This is a genomic window from Arachnia propionica, assembly GCF_003859805.1.
GTDB classification, from domain to species: domain Bacteria; phylum Actinomycetota; class Actinomycetes; order Propionibacteriales; family Propionibacteriaceae; genus Arachnia; species Arachnia propionica_C.
Genome location: NZ_RQZG01000009.1, coordinates 35,884 through 52,534, shown reverse-complemented (window position 1 = coordinate 52,534; position 16,651 = coordinate 35,884). Strand labels below are relative to the sequence as shown.

Sequence of the window (16,651 nt, the reverse complement as noted above, 5' to 3'; positions counted from 1 at the left end):
CTCACCGGGTGGTGAGCCCCCGGGGATCGGCGGCGAAGGGCAGCGCTCCCGGCCCGGGGACGGGCACCGTCACCGCGTGGAGGTACCCGCCCGCGTCGTCCTCGGCGGAGTCGTGGCGGGCGGTCGTGATGACGAGCTCGTGGCCGCACAGGGCCACGGCTGAGGGGAGCCGGGCCGGGACCAGCACCGTGTCGAGCAGTCGCCCGTCGGGGTCGTGACGACGCACCTGACCGGCACCCCACACCGCCACCCAGACCGCACCCTCGTCGTCGACGGCGATCCCGTCCGGGCTGCCGTCCGTGATCCCGCAGACGGTGGTGCGGTCGTGGAGCCTCCCACCGTGGACCCGGAACCGCTCCAGCCGACGGTGCGGCAGGGTGTCGACGTAGTACATGGTCTCGCCGTGGAAGGCGATGCCGTTGGAGACGGTGACCCCCTCCAGCACCGTCTCGACCCGAAGCTGCGGGGTGATCCGGTGGAGGGCCCCTGCCGGGCGGCGGGGTGAGGTCTGGGAGCCGACCCACAGCGACCCGTCCGCGGCGACGGTGCCGTCGGCCAGGAACCGGGTTTGGTCAGGGGTGATGCCGTCGATCAGCAGCCGGGTGGAGCCGTCGCGGCGGACCCACCACAGGCAGTCGGCCCCGGCGACGACCCAGCCGAGCCGGTGGTCGGCCAGCGCTGCGGCACACCCGATGCGGGGGAGGTCGACCGTGAGCCCCGGCTGCAGGCCGGTGGGCCCGAGTCGTCCGGTGAGGAGGCGGCCCGTGGCCGCGTCCACCCAGTACAGCTCTTGGGTGCGGGTGTCGAAGCGTGGGGACTCGCCCTGCCGGAGCCTGGGGCTGCCGGGTACCCGGTCCGCGTGGAGCGTGGCCATGTCAGTCGGGGAAGATCGCGGCGAGGGAACGGACCGCGGCCTCGTCGACCTCGACCCCCAGCCCCGGTCCGCTCGGCAGGTGCGCCCGACCGGCGTCGACGGCGGGTCCGGGGCCGGTCATCACGTGTTCGCCCCGGGCGAGGATCGCCGGGGAGAACTCGACGGCGGCCAACGACTCCGCGGTCGCGGCGACGTGGAGGCTCGCCGCGAGACCCAGCGGGGTGGCCATCGAGTTGTGCGGCGCGAACCAGATGTGATGGGCCGCCGTGAGGGTGGCGATGGTGGAGCCGTCGCTGATCCCGGTGCGACAGATGTCGGGTTGGGCGATGGTCATCGCTCGCCGGGCCGCCCACTGCGCGAAGGTGAACCGGCTGCGGAGCTGCTCACCGACCGCGATGCCGATGCGGCTCGTTCGTTGCAGCTCCGCGTGGCCCCGCAGGTCCTCCGGGGCGATCGGGGCCTCCAGGAACCACACCCCCTGGTCGGCGAGGGCGTCGGCGAGCAGGCGCGCGGCACAGATGTCGTGCACCCAGTGGGTGTCGACGGCGACCAGGGGCGAGGCGTCGTGCCGGGCCACGGTCGAGACGGCGTCGAGCACGGCGGCCACGCTGCGCAGCACCGATCGTGGGTCGGTGGAGGTCAGGTGCAGCTTCATCCGGTGGAACCCGGATGAGCAGGCCTGCTGTGCGCAGGCGGCGCGGGTGTCGTCGTCGATCCCGGTGATGCTGGTCAGGTAGAGCGGGACCTCGCGCCGTCCGGCGCCGCCGAGCAGGGTGGCGACCGGGAGCCCGGCCAGGCGTCCTGCGAGATCCCACAGCGCCATGTCGACCGCGGCGACGGCGTCCGCGTGGTGTCCCTCGAGGTGGCCACGTTCCCGCATCGCCTCCTGCAGCCGGAGGGTCAACGGGCGGGGGGCGTCGAGCTCGGCCCCGATGAGGATCGGTGCGAGCGTGGTCGTCACGATGGTGGCGACGGCCTCGGGGGCGACCGGGCTCAGGGCCTCACCCCAGCCGACGTGGTCGTCGGCCGCGATGCGGACCAGGACCAGCTCGTCGCGGGTGGGGTGGATGCTCCGGGCGTCGGGGGCCGGGACGTAGCGTCCGGGTGGGGTCGAGGTCCTCGCCGGGAGGCGGAGCGGGAATGCCTCGACGCTGTGGATCCTGCTCATGTCGGTGCCGCCATGGTGCCTCATCGCTCCTGCAGTCGGGTTGCCAGCCCTCTCCCGGACTGGTGTATATTCACTATATAGGTTTGACTCCTACTTTGCAGATGAAGCAATCAGGGTGTTGGAGTTGGTGATGATGGAATCAGCTGGGCTTGACGGTGTGGTCCCGGTGCTGGCCACGCCGTTCTCCACGGGAGGGGACCTGGACCGGGCGTCGCTGCGACGCCTGGTCGAGTTCGAGGTGGCCGCCGGGGCCTCCGGTCTCGCCGTGTTCGGCATGGCGAGCGAGACCTTCGTGCTCACCGACGAGGAGCGGATCGCGATCCTGCAGGACGTCGTCGATGTCGCCCCGCTCCCGGTGGTCGCCGGGATCAGCGCCACCGGTCTGGCCCCGGCCCGGGTCCAGCTCACCCGGTACGCGGAGCTGGGGGCGCGGGTGATGATGGTCCTGCCACCCTTCCTGGTCAAACCGGCTCCGGGCCAGCTCGTCGAGTTCTTCGGGGCGCTGGGGACACACGCCGTCGGTCTCGGGGTGGAGGTGATGGTCCAGGACGCTCCCGGCGCCAGCGGGGTGACCATGACCCCCCAGCTCATCGCGGAGCTGGCAGCACTGCCCGGGGTGACCTCGGTGAAGGTGGAGGCACCCCCCACGGTGCCGAAGATGTGTGAGCTCACCGGTGCGCTGGCGGGCACCCGGATGCGGCTGCTCGGCGGGTTGAACGCGCAGTTCCTCATCGACGAGCTGGACTGCGGGGCGGTGGCCACCATGCCCGGCTGCGAACTGACCGACCTCCTGGTGCCCATCGTGCAGGCCCACCGCGCAGGCGAGACCACGGCGGCCAGACGCGGGTTCGAGCGGGTGCTGCCGCTCATCGTGTGGGGGCTCCAGCCGGGATACGCCTGGGCGGTCCACAAGGAGGTGCTCGTCCACCGCGGCATCATCGCCGATGCGACGGTGCGGGCCCCGGCCAGGAGGGCCACGTCCAGGATGCGGGAGCTGCTCCATCAGGTCCTCACGGCGCTGGAGCTGCGGGGGCTGCCGGTCGGGGCGGGGGCCACCTGATGCGGGTGGTCCTGGCGGGGGCGGCCTCCGCCGTCGGTCAGGCCGTCACGGCGCTGCTCGTCGCGCGGGGCGCGCGGGTCGCGGGCATCGACCTGCACCCCGGGCAGGGGCAGGTCGAGCGGGCCGTCGTGGCCGACCTGCGTGACGCCGTGACCGCCGGACGGGCCGTCGACGAGGCCGTGGCCGCCCTGGGCGGGGTGGACGCCGCGGTGCTGGGGCTGGCCGTGCAGCGTGGCGGGCGGCTGGACGAGACCACGCAGGAGACCTGGGAGCAGGTCATGGGCGGCACCCTGGACGCCACCGCCCACACCCTGCGACGGCTCGTCGCGGTGATGGGGTCGGGGAGCTCGGTGGTCGCGATCAGCTCCGTCAACGCCTCCCTGGCCCACCCGGGCAACGCGGCCTACGCCGCCGCCAAGGGGGCGGTCAACGCGCTGCTCAGACAGGCGGCGGTGGAGTACGCGCCCCGGGGGATCAGGCTCAACGTCGTGGCACCGGGACTGATCGACGACCGCTCGGCGTCGCCGCTGACGGCGGGGTATCCCATGGGGCGGGTCGTGACGACACGGGAGGTGGCCGAGGTCGTCGCCTTCCTGGCCTCGCCCGCCTCGTCCGGGGTGACGGGGGCCGTGATCCCCGTCGACGCGGGGCTGAGCGCCACCTCCCCGGTGGCCTTCGCCCGGGAGTCGATGTACCGCGCCTGGCAGGCCGGGGCGTCCGGGATGTCCCTCGGGAGGTCAGATCAGGCAGACTGAGCACACGGTCGCGACCCGACCTCGGGGGGAGGGTCGCCTCGTTGAAGGAGTGAGATCCCACATGCCCAAGCCAGCAGAGCGTGAACGGATGCAGGGCGCCCAGAGCATCGATCGTGCCCTGACGTTGCTGTCCGCCTTCACCGCGAAGGACCCGCAGCGACGCATCGCCGACCTGGTCGCCGAGACGGGCCTCGGTCAGTCCACGGTCTCCCGCATGGCCAACGCCCTGGTGCAGCTGGGCTACCTGGCGCACGACGCCCGCAGCGGGGCCTACGGTCTCGGACCCCAGGTGGTCACGCTGGCCGCCGTCGCGTTGAACCAGAACCCGCTCCACCTCCACGCGCGCCAGATCGCGCAGGAACTCGCCGCGGAGACCGGGCTGGGGGTCAACGTCGCCCAGGCGCACGGTTCGCGGTTGTTCTACCTGTGCAACTTCGAGGGCAGGGACCAGCCCCGCGACTCCACCCTGATCGGGCGCGGTGGCCCGCTGCACGCGACGGCGCTCGGCAAGGTGCTGCTCCACGAGAAGGACCGGGAGGAGCTGGCCGACCTGCTCGGGACGCGGCTCGAGCGTTTCACCGCGGCCACGATCACCACGCTCGACGACCTCGTCGTGGAGCTGGGACGGATCGCGGAGCAGGGCTACGCCACGGAGCGGGAGGAACTCGCGTTGCGCAGGGCCTGCATCGCGGTGCCGGTCCGGGACCGCAGCGGCACCGTCGCGGGGGCGATCTCGATCTCGGGTCCGGTCTCGGCGATGCGACTCGGGGAACGGGAGCAGGAGCTGAGCAGCCTGTTGATCGAACGCGCCGATCGCATCTGTGTGCGGATGGGGTACCTGACGCACGCCTGACCCCGGGCGGCGGCCCTGTGACCGCTGGTCGCGACGATTCCCCGGAGCCGCTTGCGGATAGGTCAATCATCTGTATTATGGATGACAGACCTACATGATGTGCGTCACGCATGCGGAGGTACTGCGATGGATGCAACGAAGCCAACATCACGATCCCGGAGACACGACACCGCCGTCACCCGGAGGGCGGTGCTGCACGGTGCGGCAGCCACCCCGGTGGTGATCGCCGCCACCTGGCTCGGGACCCCGGCGGCGCAGGCCTGGGCCCCGGCCGTCGCGGAGCACGACATCGAGGTGAGCTGCCCGGAGCTCGTCGTGACCGACGCCGGGACCATCACCGGCTGGGAGGGGGGACGGCACCGCGGGGCCCACGGCGACTCGGTGGTCAACGAGTCCGTCTTCCGCCCCGGCGGGGCCTGCGGCGCCGGGTACGCCCTCACCGTGGACCTCCCCCGGCAGTCGTCGCCGGCGCTCGAGGTCCACGCCACCGTCTCGGGCACCTCCCGCGCCCTCCCGCCGGGGAGAACCGGCTGGGCCGTGCCCGACGGGTTCCAGCTGTTCGCCGTCGAACCCTGGCCCACCGGTGCGCCGCCCGGACCGGGATGCACCGGTTCCAGGGCCTCCGTCGAGGAGCTGGGTGCCTGGAACGGCACCGTGACCCGCGACTCGAAACTCCTGGTCAACGGCGAGGTGGTGCGGCTGTACACCACGGACTACCTGCGCACGGGGCCGGTCCTGCCCGATGTCGGGGCCCGGCACGACCGGGGGCTGGGCCGTCCGGTGGTGCCACCGCTCGAGGCGCGCGGCGGGTACACCGCCAACCGCTCAGGCGACTTCCAGCAGGCCGTCGCCACCCGGATCGACGACACCCGGTACCGGTTCCTCGTGCAGACCCGCAGTCTGGTCCACGCCCCCGAGCCGGACCGGGTCCTGCTCCCGGTGCCCCAGGAGGGAACACTCGAGATCACCCTTCGGTGGCCGGGAGGCGGCCCGGTCCTGGCCCGTCGCCGTCTCGCCCTGGCGATGACCCGCGTCGGGAACTGACCGGCCGCCCCGGCAGGCCCCAGACATGGATGAAGGAGTCACATCGTGAATCCAGCGATCAGAGGCGAGGTGCGGGTGAACCCGGTCATCCCGGCCCCCCGACGGTGCGTCACGCTCCCGGGCACCTTCACGCCCACCCCCGACACCGCCGTCGACGCCACCCCCGAGCAGACGGCGATCCTGCGACGCATCCTGACCCCGGGGACCGGGCTCCCCCTGCCGCGGCAGGAGGGAGGGGCCATCCGGGTCGTCACCGACGACACGACACCGGCCGAGGGATATCGGCTCCGGATCGACGGGACCGGGATCCTCGTCACCGCAGCCGATCCGGCGGGACTCAACTGGGCCGGACAGACCCTGCGGCAGCTCCTGCCCGCAAGCGCCAGCGGCCCGGCCCCCGTCGGGGACCCCCTCACCCTGCCGGGAGTCCTCGTCGAGGACTCCCCCCGGTTCGTCTGGCGCGGCCTCATGGTCGACGTGGTGCGGCACTTCGTCCCGATCCGGGAACTGTTCACCCTCGTCGAGGTGCTCGCCGCGCACAAGCTCAACCGACTCCACCTGCACCTCAGCGACGACCAGGGGTGGCGGGTCGAGAGCGAGCTGTTCCCCCGGCTGCACCGCATCGGCGGCTGCCGGAGCCAGACCAGGGGGCTGTTCGCCACCACCGGGGACGGCACCCCGCACGGCGGCCACTACCGCCGCTCACAGCTGCGGGCCCTCGTCCGCCACGCCCGCGACCGAGGCGTCGTGGTGGTGCCGGAGATCGCGTTCCCCGCCCACGCCGGTGCCTTCCTCGCCGCCTTCCCACGCTTCGCGGCCTCCGGGACCGGTCAGGAACTCCCCGCGACCACCTTCGAGCCCACCCGCAACGTCATCGACCTCTCGAAGGACTGCCTCCGAGCCGTCGAGGCGGTGCTGGAGGAGATGCTGGAGATCTTCGACTCGCCCGAGATCCACCTCGGCGGCGACGAGTGCCCCACGGCGCCGTGGGCCGACGACCCACGGGTCATGGCGCAGGCGGCACGACGGGGGATCACCGATGCCACGGCCCTCCAGCCCTGGTTCACCCGCCACATGGCCGAGTGGCTCCGCTCCCGGGGACGACGACTGGTCGGCTGGGACGAGATCGCCGACCAGGGCCCCGTCGACGGTGCCCTGGTCCAGGTGTGGCGACGCGCGGGCACCGCGGCCCGGATCGTCGCCCAGGGCATGGAGGTGGTGCTGAGCCCCCAGGAGCACACCTACCTCGACTACTACCCGAGCACCCTGGACACCGAGGCCGCAGCCATCGGCGGACTCACGACGGTGGAGCAGGTCCACCGCTTCGACCCGCTCGAGGGGATCCCCGACGGTGCCACGCACCGGGTGCTGGGCACCCAGGCCCAGCTGTGGACCGAGTGCGTCACCACGACCAGGCGGCTCGAGTACATGCTGCTGCCCCGGCTGTGCGCCCTCGCCGAGGTGGCGTGGTCCGCACCGGAGGTCAAGGACTGGGCGCGATTCCGGGCCGGACTCCCACACCACCTCGAACGCCTCGACGCCATGGGGGTCGAGTACCGCCCCCTCCACGGGCCCCACCCCTGGCAGCAGGGCGGCACCGGCGCCCACCGCAAACCCGACCGACACCGCCGACCGGGCGGCCCGGAGAATCCCTTCGAGGCCGCCCAGCAGGCACGCTCCGCACACCACTGACCGACCACCGACCAACCACCACGACCACATCGACAAGGAGTGATGACGATGAGGACACATCTGAGAACCAGGTGCGCAACCCTGGCGGCCCTCGCCATGGTGCTCACCGCGAGCTGCTCCGGATCCCCGGACACCGACCCCCAGGACGGCGGGGCACCCGACCCGAGCGCAGCGGTGACCATCACCGTCGGCAACATGCCGCCGGAGGCCCAGGCCGCCCAACGCGCCGAGTTCATGAGGACCATCGAGGCCTTCCAGGAGGCGAACCCCAACATCACCGTCACACCAGAGGAGACCACCTACAAACCCGCCACCTTCAACGCGATGCTCGCCGGGGGCACGATGCCGACGGTGCTGGAGGTCCCCTTCACCGAGGTGCAGCGCATCGTCGAGCAGAAACAGGTCGCCGACATCACCGACCACGTCGCGGACAGCGAGGTGATCTCCGAGCTCAACCCCGTGCTGAGGAAGCAGGGCGTCGACGCCGAGGGTCGCACCTGGGCGATCCCCTGGAACATGTACACGATCGGACTGGTCTACAACCGCGCGGTGTTCGAGCAGGCCGGGCTCGACCCGGACTCCCCGCCGACGACCTGGGACGAGGTCGTCGAGACCGCCCGCACCATCACCGAGAAGACCGGGGTCCCCGGGTTCGTGATGCCCACCGCCGGACGCAACGGCGGGTGGATGCTCACCGCACTCAACTACTCCTTCGGCGGCACCATCCAGGACTTCGACGGCACCAGGGCCACCATGACCCTCGACACCGAGGCGATGACGAAGTCCCTGGACCTGCTGCGCAGGATCCGGTGGGAGGCCGACGCGGCGGGCAGCAACTTCCTGCTGGAGGGTCCTGACGTGCGCAACGAGTTCGCCGCCGGACGCGTCGGGATGTTCCTCGGCGCGGGGGACGCCTACAACCAGACGGTCGACGAACGCGGGTTCAACGGCGACGACTTCGGGATCGCGCCCCTGCCCCAGGCGCCGGGCGGTCTCGGCACCCTCGGTGGCGGGGCGATCGCGGTGATCAGCCCGAAGGCCACCCCCAACGAGATCGCGGCCGGGATCAAATGGGTGGAGTTCAACCGGCTGAGCCCCTACATCTCGCAGGAACGGGCCGTCGCGGCGGCGAGGGCACGCACCGAGGACGGGCTGTCGGTCGGGGCCCCGACGGTGCCGCCCGTGGATGAGCAGCGCCACGCGAAGTACCTGGAGTGGGTGGCCGAGTACATCACCGTCGACCGGGAACGGTTCAAGGACTACCTGGCGAGCTTCGAGACCCTCCCGGTGGTCGCGGAACCGGCCCGGGGGGCCGGGGACGTCTACGTCGAGCTCGACACGATCGTGCAGGGCGTGTTCACCGACCGGGACTTCGACGCCCCCGCCGCGCTCGAGCAGGCCGCGACGAATCTCGACGCGCTGCTGGCCTCGCAGGAGTGACCCACACCTCCCGGTGCCCTCGGCATCACCCCGAGGGCACCGGGCAGGCCATCGAATTCCAGCCAAGGGAGGGGGCACGATGATTCCCACACCGTCATCACGGCTGCGACGTCGCAGTCACGGGGAGCGCGTCAGCACACTGGTGCTCGCGCTGCCGACGATCCTGGTCTTCGGGCTGTTCGCCTGGTGGCCGATCCTGCGCACCGGGGTGATGGCCTTCCAGACCACGAACTTCGTCAACGTCGCCCGCTGGGTGGGTGGCCGGAACTTCGAGCGGGTGCTCGCGGATCCGCACCTGTCGACGGCGGTGGCGAAGACGGTCTGGTTCATGGTGCTCAGCCTGGTCATCGGGGGACCGCTGCCCCTGATCCTGGCCACCTTCATCTCGGAGCTGCGTCGCTCCCGGGGGCTGGCCTCCGCCCTGGCCTACCTGCCGGTGATCCTGCCGCCCGTGGTCACGGTCCTGCTGTGGAAGGAGTTCTACGACCCGGGCACGACCGGCCTGTTCAACACCGTGCTGGGGTGGCTCGGTCTCAGCCCGGTGCCGTGGCTGCAGACGACCACGACGGCGATGCCGAGCATCGTGGTGCAGAGCGTGTGGGCGGGCTTCGGCACGGCGACGGTGATCTACCTGGCGGCCCTCAGGGGGGTCAACGTCGAGGTCTACGAGGCCGCGGAGGTCGACGGGGCGGGGGTGCTGCGTCGGGTGTGGCACTTCACCCTGCCGCAGCTGCGGGGCGTCGTGCTGATCCTGCTGCTGCTCCAGGTCATCGGGGCCTTCCAGGTGTTCACCGAACCGTTCATCATGACCAGTGGCGGCCCCAACCGCAGCACGACCACCATCATGATGCTCATCTACCAGTACGCCTTCGTCAGCGGGGACTTCGGTAAGGCCGCCGCCCTGAGCCTGATGCTCGCGGGCGCGCTGTGCCTGCTGTCCGGGGTCTACCTGGTGGCGACCCGACGATGGAGCACGGACTCATGAGACGACCCAGGACCCGGATCGAGGAGCGGGGCATCGTCTCCCGGCTCGACCGCAGACGCCCCGCGGTGCGGTGGACGATGCGGATCTCCTCCGCCGTCGTGCTCACCGTCCTGGTGCTCGTCTCCGGAGGACCGCTGCTGTGGCTCGCGAAGTCGGCGGTGTCCACGACCCAGGACATCCTGCGTGACCCCTTCGGGTGGTGGCCGAGCGGGATCGCCTGGGAGAACCTCTCACGGGCGTGGACCACGATCCACATCGACCTGTACCTGATGAACACCGTGTGGGTGATGCTCGGCAGCTGGTTCCTCAGCCTGCTGGTGGCACTCACCGGCGCCTACGTGATCTCCGTGCTGAGGCCGTGGTACGCCGGCATCCTCAGCGGGGCCGTGCTGGCGACCCTGTTCATCCCCGGGGCGGTCTCGCTGGTGGCGCTCTACCTCACCGTCCTCGACGTGCCGCTGCTGCACGTGAACCTGCTCAACACGTTCTGGGCGGTGTGGTTGCCGCACTCGGCGAACGCCTTCAACGTGCTGGTGCTGAAACGGTTCTTCGACTCGTTGCCGCGTGAGGTGATGGAGGCGGCGGAGATCGACGGGGCCGGTCCGTTCCGGGTGTTCCTCATGATCGTGCTGCCGATGTCGAGACCGATCATCGGGGTGGTGTCCCTGCTGACGGTGATCTTCGCCTGGAAGGACTTCCTGTGGCCGTTGCTGGTGCTCCCCAGGGCGGAGAAGCAGCCCCTCTCGGTCGCCCTGCCCCGGCTGGAGGAGATCGCGGAGACGAGTCTGCTGATGGCGGGCATGTTCATCGCCGTCGTCATCCCGGTGGTGCTGTTCGTCGTCTTCCAGAAGCAGTTCCTGCACGGGGCCGGACAGGCAGGGGCCCTCAAGGGGTGACGGCCCGGTCGGGCCGCCGCGACGGGTCCATCGACGTCATCGACTGATCGGGGCGAGCCGCACCGTGGCCCGATGTCCCTCGGCCGCCAGTGTCGAGTCGCAGGTCCACAGTGGTGCCGCAAGGGCTTCGGCCAGGTCCTCCACCAGGTCATGGTCCGCGTCGCGCCCGATGAGGGCCTCGACCATGGCGGAGGCTCGATCCTCGGTGATCCTCTGTACCATCTGTGGGTGCTGAGCAGAGGAGGGGTGGAGTGAGCATCGCGACGGAGGTGGCCAGGCTCAAGGAGGTGGGCGAGGGCCCGACGCTGAGACTCGTGACCCACAAGTGGTCCTGGCTCGCCATGGCCGTGTTCGCGCAGTGCTTCCCGCAGCACACCACCTCGGTGCGCGCGGACCGGCTCCACTCGCAGGTCGACGCCCACCTGCAGGAGCTCGCCAGCCTCGGCCACGAACTCCCGCCCGGCGCCCAGGGCCAGGGCCTGTGCCGCTCCTGGATGCGGGAGGGCTGGCTGCGCCGACTCCCGGACGACGACGGCGGGGAGGTCTACGAGCTGACCTCCGCCACCCTCGCCGCCCAGCGGGTCCTCGACGAGATGTCCCGTGAACGGGCGTTGATCAGCGAGTCCCGCCTCACCACCATCGTCGAGGCCGTGAACCGCACCGCCTTGGACGCCAACCCCGACCGTGAGGCCCGCATCGCGGCCCTGGAGGACGAGATCGCCCGGCTGAGCGCCGAGCACGCCCGCCTGGCCGCCGGTGGGGAGCTGCGCACCGCCACCGACGACGAGGTGCTGAGCGGCTACCTCAACGTCCGCAACCTGCTCTCCCAGCTGCCCGGCGACTTCCGTCGCCTGGAGGAGGAGATCGAGCGCATCCACCGCGACATGATCCAGGCCTTCCGGGACGACGAACGCCCCCGCGGTGAGATCCTCGACGAGTACCTCGCCGCCAGCCGTGAGCTGACCGCCGGCACCGAGCAGGGCCGGGCCTTCGAGGGGGCGTTGGCGATCCTCAGCGACGAGGACCTGCTGGCCACCTTCCGCGCCAACCTCCGCGCCATCGTCGACCACCCCTTCGCCGAACGCATCGGCCTGACCCGGCGGGAACGCAAGGAGTTCCTCGCCGCCACCTCGATCCTGCGCACCGGGTTGCGCACCGTCCAGGAACGCCAGCACAAGGCCTCACGGGCCCTCGCCGACCACCTGACCACCCTCGACTCCCGCCACAACCGCGAACTCGGCCGGGTGCTGCGCCAGCTCGACCAGGAGCTCGCCACCTGGATGGGCGACGCCCGCCCCCGCGACCACGTGCCGATGCCGTGGCTGCCCAGCCGGATCGAGACCGAGCACCTGCGCACGCGCTTCCACGACCCCGCCGACGACCAGCCCCCGGCCGCCCTCGAGGACGTCACCGGCACCGCCCCGCCACCACCGTCGCTGGACGAGGTCCGCAGATTCGGTGGTCCCCTGCTCGGTGAGGTGCAGGCCGCCCTGCGCCAGGTCCTCGCCGATGCCGACGTCACCAGCCTCGGTGAGGCCTTCAACAGGCTCCCCGAGGAGCTGCGCCGCCCCGTCGAACTCCTCGGCCTGCTCCAGGTCCTCACCCGCCTCGACCTGTGGCAGGGGGAGAGCGACGAGACGGATCCCGTCACCGCGATCCGCCCCGACGGCACCGCCCGCGACCTGCGTCTGCCGCACCTGAGACCCAGCCCCGACGAGCTGACCACCGTGAAGGGAGGCACCCATGGCTGAACCCGACGACCGCCACGAGGTCCCCGTCGACGACGGGTTCATCGACCCGGAGGCCATCGAGGACGACGACCGCGACCCCGGTCTGTCCCTCTTCGAGGGCGACGACGGGGAGCTGCCGCTGGAGGTGCGGCAGTGCCTGGTCGGGCTGATCCGCAACCCACTGCTCACCCGACACAAGCACCCCCGCGCCTGGGAGACCCTGCTGCGGCACCGTCGCGTCATCCGCAGCCGCCTCAACGACCTCTTCCTGGACCTGGTGATGGACGCGGAACGCGGCGTGGCCCACAAGGTGCAGGTGCGCTCCACCGTGCCGCGACGCTTCCCGGCGCTGCTGCGTGACACCTCCTACAGCCGCGAGGAGACCGTGCTCATGGTCCACCTGAGGCAGCGTCACCTGAACGAGCACGGCACCGAGGCGGTGGTGGTGGATCGGCAGGAGTGCCTCGACGCCGTCGCCCGCTACCGTCCCGCCACCGCCACGGATGTCTACGGCGACGAGTCACGGGCCCGCAACGCCGTCGAGAACCTGCGTGCCGTCGGCATCCTGGAACGCACCGACGAGGAGGACCGGCTCGTCATCTCCCCCGTCATCGAGACGCTGCTGCCGCTCGGCAGGCTCAAGGAGCTGCTGGCCTGGCTGCAGCAGGAGAACCAGCCGGAACCGGAGGTGGAGCCCGAACCGTCGCTGATCGAGCTCACCCCCGAGCAGGAGGCCCGGTTGGCCGCGGCCCGTGCCGCCGAGCAGGCCGGTGACGAGGACGAGGAGGACGACGATGAGTGAGGTCTCGCTGCCCGGGTTCGCCGACGAGACCCAGCAGTGGCGGGCCCGCTGCATGCAGGTGGTCAACTGGGGTGGCTTCCACGGGTACAAACGCATCGACCTCGCCGAGGGCACCACCTTGATCTCCGGTGGTTCCGGCACCGGGAAGAGCACGCTGCTGGACGCCTACACCGCACTGATGATGCCGTCGTCGGTGCCGTTCAACGGGGCCTCCAACAATGCGACGGTGGGGCGGGCCCGCGACGCCAGCCAGCGCAACGTGCTGACCTACCTCAAGGGCAAACGCGACACCGCCGACGACGGCACCGACCAGGTGCTGCGCGGCGACGACACGGCCGTGTGGGGGGCGCTCGCGATGACCTTCCAGGACGACCTGGGGCGTCGCTTCACCCCCCTTCGGACCTACTACGTCCCCGTCGGTGCGACCCACACCTCGGAGGTCGCGATGAAGCTGTTCACCATCCCCGGGGACCTCGACCTCTCGGAGCTGGAGCACGTCGCCCCCCACCGCTTCGACCCGCGGGTGATGCGCACCCACTTCCCCGCCATCATCCACCACGACACCCTCACCCGGTTCTTCGACGCCGTCACCTCGCGGCTCGGCATCGGCTCCAGCGGTGAGGGGGAGCGGGCACTGAGGCTGCTGGCCCGCATCCAGGCCGGACACCAGGTCAAGACGGTGGACCGGCTGTACAAGGAGCTCGTGCTGGAACGTCCCCGCACCTACGATGCGGCCGAGCGGGTGCTGGAGCAGTTCGCGAGCCTCGACCAGTCGTACCGGGACCTGGAGACCGACGCGGAGAAGCGTCGCATCCTGGATCCCGTCCCCGGCCTCCACGTCGAGTACCTGCGGGCCCGCGGCCGGGTGGAGCGGCTCGACCGCTACGGGGTCACCCGATCCGGCTCGACCCCGTTCCAGCTGTGGCAGCTGCGGGCCGAGGAGCGGTTGCTGCGCACCGCCGAGGACCACAACCGGCAGCAGCGGCGTGACGCCGCCGCCACCGTCGACGCCGCCCGGGAGGCCCTGGCCGAGGCCGACAAGGAGGTCCGGGAGGTCGAGCGGCAGCTGCGGGACAACGGTGGCGGGGCGCTGGAGGTGCTGGCGGCCGACATCGAACGTCGCAGGGCCGAGTTGTCGCGGGTGACCCGGGAGCGCGAGGAGTTCCTGGCCCGCATCGAGGTGCTCGCCGTCGACGACCTCGACGAGCAGGGCTTCGGGCGGCTGCAGCAGCAGGCCCACACCTTCCTGGGCGAGGTGGAGGAGCTGCGCGGGGAGGTGACGGCGGACCGGGACCGGCTGGTGGAGAGCCGGCCGGCGCTGGACGCGGAGATCGAGCGGCTGGGCCAGGAGGTCGAGTCCCTGGGGCGGCGCGACGGCCTGGTGCCGATGGAGCACGACCGGGCCCGCACCCTGATCGCCGAGGCGTGCGGGATGGGTCCGGAGGAGCTGCCCTTCGTCGCGGAGCTGATGGACCTGAAGCCGGAGTTCGAGCAGTGGCGGGGTGCCGCCGAGGCGACGCTGCGCGGGGTGGGGCTCACGATGCTGATGGATCAGCGTCGGCAGGCCGAGGTGCGGCAGCGGATCGACTCGCTGGAGCTCGGGCGTCGCATCAGCTTCGAGGGGGTGGAGCCGGGGCTGCCGCTCAGCGACGAGGTCGACGAGCGGTACCTGTCGGGGCGGCTGCGGTTCCGCACCGGGTCGCCGTTCGCCGGGTGGGTGCAGGCCAGGGTCTCGCGCCCGGGGTTCGACCACCTGTGCGTCGACTCCCCCGAGCAGCTGGGCGGGGACGAGCCGAAGGTCACGATCCAGGGGCAGACCTCGGCGGGACGACGGGGTGCGCACGGCGTGAACCGGAACCAGCGGCCGGTGCTGGGGTTCAGCAGTGCCGCCCGGGTGGCGGAGCTGCAGGAGGAGCTGCGGGTGCTGGTGCTGAGGCGCACCCGGCTGGCGGAGGAGCTGACGCAGCTGCAGGAGCGTGAGACGATGCTGCGTCGCCAGGAGGTCGCCCATCGAGGCGTGGTGACCACCACCTGGGCAAGCATCGACGTGGTGGCGGTGCAGGATGCCCTGTCGGGGCTGGAGGCCCGCCGTGACGCGTTGGTGGAGAACTCGGACGTCCTGACGGAGCTGAAGGCCAGCCTGGACGCGCTGGAGGCCAGGCGGGAGGAACTGCGTGCCGAGTACCACCAGGCGAGGCTCCTGGCGGAGGGGTTCCGGGCCGAGCACGGGGAGATCGTGGAGCGGCAGGACGCCGTCGTGGATGAACGTGACGCGCTCGAGGCGGCCGGGGTGGTGGAGCTGCCCGCCGACGACGAGGCGCAGCTGGATGCGACGCTGGCCGAGGTGCGTCCCGAGGTGACGTGGCAGGGGTTCCGTGACGCGACGCGGGAGCTGGCGAGGCGGTTGCGGACGGAGGCCGCGACGGAGCAGGACCGGGCGGAGGCGCTCCGGGCGCAGCTGGAGGGGATCTTCGAGCGGTTCAACGATCGCTGGCCCGATCCGAACCGTGGCACGGGTGTGGCGGCCCACCCGGAGTACGCGGAGATCCTGGAGGGGATCATCCATCACGGCCTGTCGGAGCGCCGTGAGGTGTTCAGGCAGTACTTCCAGCAGTGGAGCGGCAACGACCTGAAGTTGCTGGGTGATGCCTTCGAGGAGGCGTTGGAGGACATCCAGGACCGGCTGGACCCGGTCAACGACATCCTGCAGGACCTGCCCTTCGGGGCCGGTGGCGACCGGTTGCGGATCACGGTGCGGCAGCTGCACCCGCAGGCGTTGACGGTGTTCCGGCGTGAGCTGCGTCAGCTGTCGTCAACCGTGGGTGGTGACTGGGACGACGAGCAGACCGATGAGCGTTTCGCGCGGTTGCGGTCCTTCGTGACGTCGCTGGCGGAGGTCGACGGTTCGTCGGCGCGTGACGACCTGCTGGACGTGCGTCGTCACATCGAGGTGACGGCGAGCAAGGTGGACGCCGAGGGCCGGGTGCTCAGCACCTACGCGTCGCTGGGTGGCAAGAGCGGGGGTGAGAGCCAGGAGCTGGTCTCGTTCATCGTGGGTGCCGCGTTGCGCTACCAGCTGGGGGACGAGACCCGCACGAAGCCGAGGTTCGCCCCGGTGCTGCTGGACGAGGGGTTCATCAAGGCCGACGGGGAGTTCGCGTTCCGGGCGGTGAGGGCGTGGCGGGGCCTGGGGTTCCAGCTCATCATCGGGGCGCCGCTGGACAAGGTGACGGCCCTGGAGCCGCACTGCGACCTGATCCTGGCGGTGACGAAGAACGACGCCACGGGCTACTCCTACGTCCAGCCGTTGCAGGAGATCGAGGAGGAGCAGGTCCAGATCACGGAGTCGTGA

At 71.3% G+C, this 16,651-nt stretch carries 14 protein-coding genes; 11 read left to right on the top strand and 3 right to left on the bottom strand.

The features are described from left to right. Window position 1 precedes the first annotated feature (1 nt). A complete protein-coding gene (locus tag EII34_RS09125) occupies window positions 2-874 on the bottom strand; it encodes an SMP-30/gluconolactonase/LRE family protein (protein WP_124844849.1) in 873 nt (290 codons plus the stop codon). Between the two features lies 1 nt (window position 875). Then, window positions 876-2,042 carry a mandelate racemase/muconate lactonizing enzyme family protein gene (locus EII34_RS09120; RefSeq protein ID WP_185711264.1) on the bottom strand — a complete coding sequence of 389 codons (1,167 nt, stop codon included), beginning with the start codon at window positions 2,040-2,042 and terminating at the stop codon, window positions 876-878. A gap of 130 nt (window positions 2,043-2,172) precedes the next feature. Here EII34_RS09120 and EII34_RS09115 point away from each other — a divergent pair, with 130 nt between their 5' ends. The 8 genes from EII34_RS09115 (at window position 2,173) to EII34_RS09080 (ending at window position 10,767) form a co-directional block, all read left to right on the top strand. Next, complete coding sequence (locus EII34_RS09115; RefSeq protein ID WP_124844847.1) at window positions 2,173-3,102, top strand: dihydrodipicolinate synthase family protein; 930 nt, start codon at window positions 2,173-2,175, stop codon at window positions 3,100-3,102. After that, on the top strand, window positions 3,102-3,857 hold the full coding sequence (locus tag EII34_RS09110; protein WP_124844846.1) for an SDR family oxidoreductase: 756 nt from the start codon (window positions 3,102-3,104) through the stop codon (window positions 3,855-3,857). The genes EII34_RS09115 and EII34_RS09110 overlap by 1 nt, the downstream gene beginning before the upstream one ends. Window positions 3,858-3,918: 61 nt before the next feature. Further along, window positions 3,919-4,710, top strand: a complete 792-nt coding sequence (locus tag EII34_RS09105; RefSeq protein WP_124844845.1) for an IclR family transcriptional regulator — start codon at window positions 3,919-3,921, stop codon at window positions 4,708-4,710. Between the two features lie 126 nt (window positions 4,711-4,836). Continuing rightward, entirely contained in the window at window positions 4,837-5,754 is a 918-nt protein-coding gene (locus tag EII34_RS09100) for a hypothetical protein (protein ID WP_124844844.1), read from the top strand. A 45-nt stretch (window positions 5,755-5,799) separates the two neighbouring features. Continuing rightward, window positions 5,800-7,446 carry a beta-N-acetylhexosaminidase gene (locus EII34_RS09095; protein WP_124844843.1) on the top strand — a complete coding sequence of 549 codons (1,647 nt, stop codon included), beginning with the start codon at window positions 5,800-5,802 and terminating at the stop codon, window positions 7,444-7,446. Between the two features lie 48 nt (window positions 7,447-7,494). After that, the gene (locus EII34_RS09090; protein WP_185711263.1) at window positions 7,495-8,886 is read left to right on the top strand and encodes an ABC transporter substrate-binding protein; all 1,392 of its coding nucleotides are present in this window, start codon (window positions 7,495-7,497) and stop codon (window positions 8,884-8,886) included. A 79-nt stretch (window positions 8,887-8,965) separates the two neighbouring features. Beyond that, the gene (locus EII34_RS09085) at window positions 8,966-9,871 is read left to right on the top strand and encodes a carbohydrate ABC transporter permease (RefSeq protein WP_124844841.1); all 906 of its coding nucleotides are present in this window, start codon (window positions 8,966-8,968) and stop codon (window positions 9,869-9,871) included. Continuing rightward, window positions 9,868-10,767 (top strand): carbohydrate ABC transporter permease, encoded by a 900-nt coding sequence (locus tag EII34_RS09080; RefSeq protein WP_124844840.1) that lies wholly within the window; start codon window positions 9,868-9,870, stop codon window positions 10,765-10,767. Before EII34_RS09085 ends, EII34_RS09080 begins: the two co-directional genes overlap by 4 nt. 36 nt (window positions 10,768-10,803) lie before the next feature. Here the strand turns inward: EII34_RS09080 and EII34_RS09075 are convergent, their stop codons facing one another. Next, window positions 10,804-10,989, bottom strand: a complete 186-nt coding sequence (locus EII34_RS09075) for a hypothetical protein (RefSeq protein WP_124844839.1) — start codon at window positions 10,987-10,989, stop codon at window positions 10,804-10,806. Window positions 10,990-11,018: 29 nt separating this feature from the next. Here EII34_RS09075 and EII34_RS09070 point away from each other — a divergent pair, with 29 nt between their 5' ends. Genes EII34_RS09070 through EII34_RS09060 form a run of 3 tightly spaced genes read left to right on the top strand, consistent with a single transcriptional unit; the run spans window position 11,019 to window position 16,651 of the window. Then, window positions 11,019-12,518 carry a DUF3375 domain-containing protein gene (locus EII34_RS09070; RefSeq protein WP_185711262.1) on the top strand — a complete coding sequence of 500 codons (1,500 nt, stop codon included), beginning with the start codon at window positions 11,019-11,021 and terminating at the stop codon, window positions 12,516-12,518. Beyond that, window positions 12,511-13,299, top strand: coding sequence for a DUF4194 domain-containing protein (locus tag EII34_RS09065; protein WP_124844837.1), 789 nt, complete (start codon window positions 12,511-12,513; stop codon window positions 13,297-13,299). Before EII34_RS09070 ends, EII34_RS09065 begins: the two co-directional genes overlap by 8 nt. Beyond that, window positions 13,292-16,651, top strand: coding sequence for an ATP-binding protein (locus tag EII34_RS09060; RefSeq protein WP_124844836.1), 3,360 nt, complete (start codon window positions 13,292-13,294; stop codon window positions 16,649-16,651). Before EII34_RS09065 ends, EII34_RS09060 begins: the two co-directional genes overlap by 8 nt.

Excerpts from the sequence above, each read along its gene's own strand:
- EII34_RS09125 (WP_124844849.1), bottom strand. The coding sequence starts at position 874 with ATGGCCACGCTCCACGCGGACCGGGTACCCGGCAGCCCCAGGCTCCGG.
- EII34_RS09120 (WP_185711264.1), bottom strand. The coding sequence starts at position 2,042 with ATGAGCAGGATCCACAGCGTCGAGGCATTCCCGCTCCGCCTCCCGGCG.
- EII34_RS09115 (WP_124844847.1), top strand. The coding sequence starts at position 2,173 with ATGATGGAATCAGCTGGGCTTGACGGTGTGGTCCCGGTGCTGGCCACG.
- EII34_RS09110 (WP_124844846.1), top strand. The coding sequence starts at position 3,102 with ATGCGGGTGGTCCTGGCGGGGGCGGCCTCCGCCGTCGGTCAGGCCGTC.
- EII34_RS09105 (WP_124844845.1), top strand. The coding sequence starts at position 3,919 with ATGCCCAAGCCAGCAGAGCGTGAACGGATGCAGGGCGCCCAGAGCATC.
- EII34_RS09100 (WP_124844844.1), top strand. The coding sequence starts at position 4,837 with ATGGATGCAACGAAGCCAACATCACGATCCCGGAGACACGACACCGCC.
- EII34_RS09090 (WP_185711263.1), top strand. The coding sequence starts at position 7,495 with ATGAGGACACATCTGAGAACCAGGTGCGCAACCCTGGCGGCCCTCGCC.
- EII34_RS09085 (WP_124844841.1), top strand. The coding sequence starts at position 8,966 with ATGATTCCCACACCGTCATCACGGCTGCGACGTCGCAGTCACGGGGAG.
- EII34_RS09080 (WP_124844840.1), top strand. The coding sequence starts at position 9,868 with ATGAGACGACCCAGGACCCGGATCGAGGAGCGGGGCATCGTCTCCCGG.
- EII34_RS09075 (WP_124844839.1), bottom strand. The coding sequence starts at position 10,989 with ATGGTACAGAGGATCACCGAGGATCGAGCCTCCGCCATGGTCGAGGCC.
- EII34_RS09065 (WP_124844837.1), top strand. The coding sequence starts at position 12,511 with ATGGCTGAACCCGACGACCGCCACGAGGTCCCCGTCGACGACGGGTTC.
- EII34_RS09060 (WP_124844836.1), top strand. The coding sequence starts at position 13,292 with ATGAGTGAGGTCTCGCTGCCCGGGTTCGCCGACGAGACCCAGCAGTGG.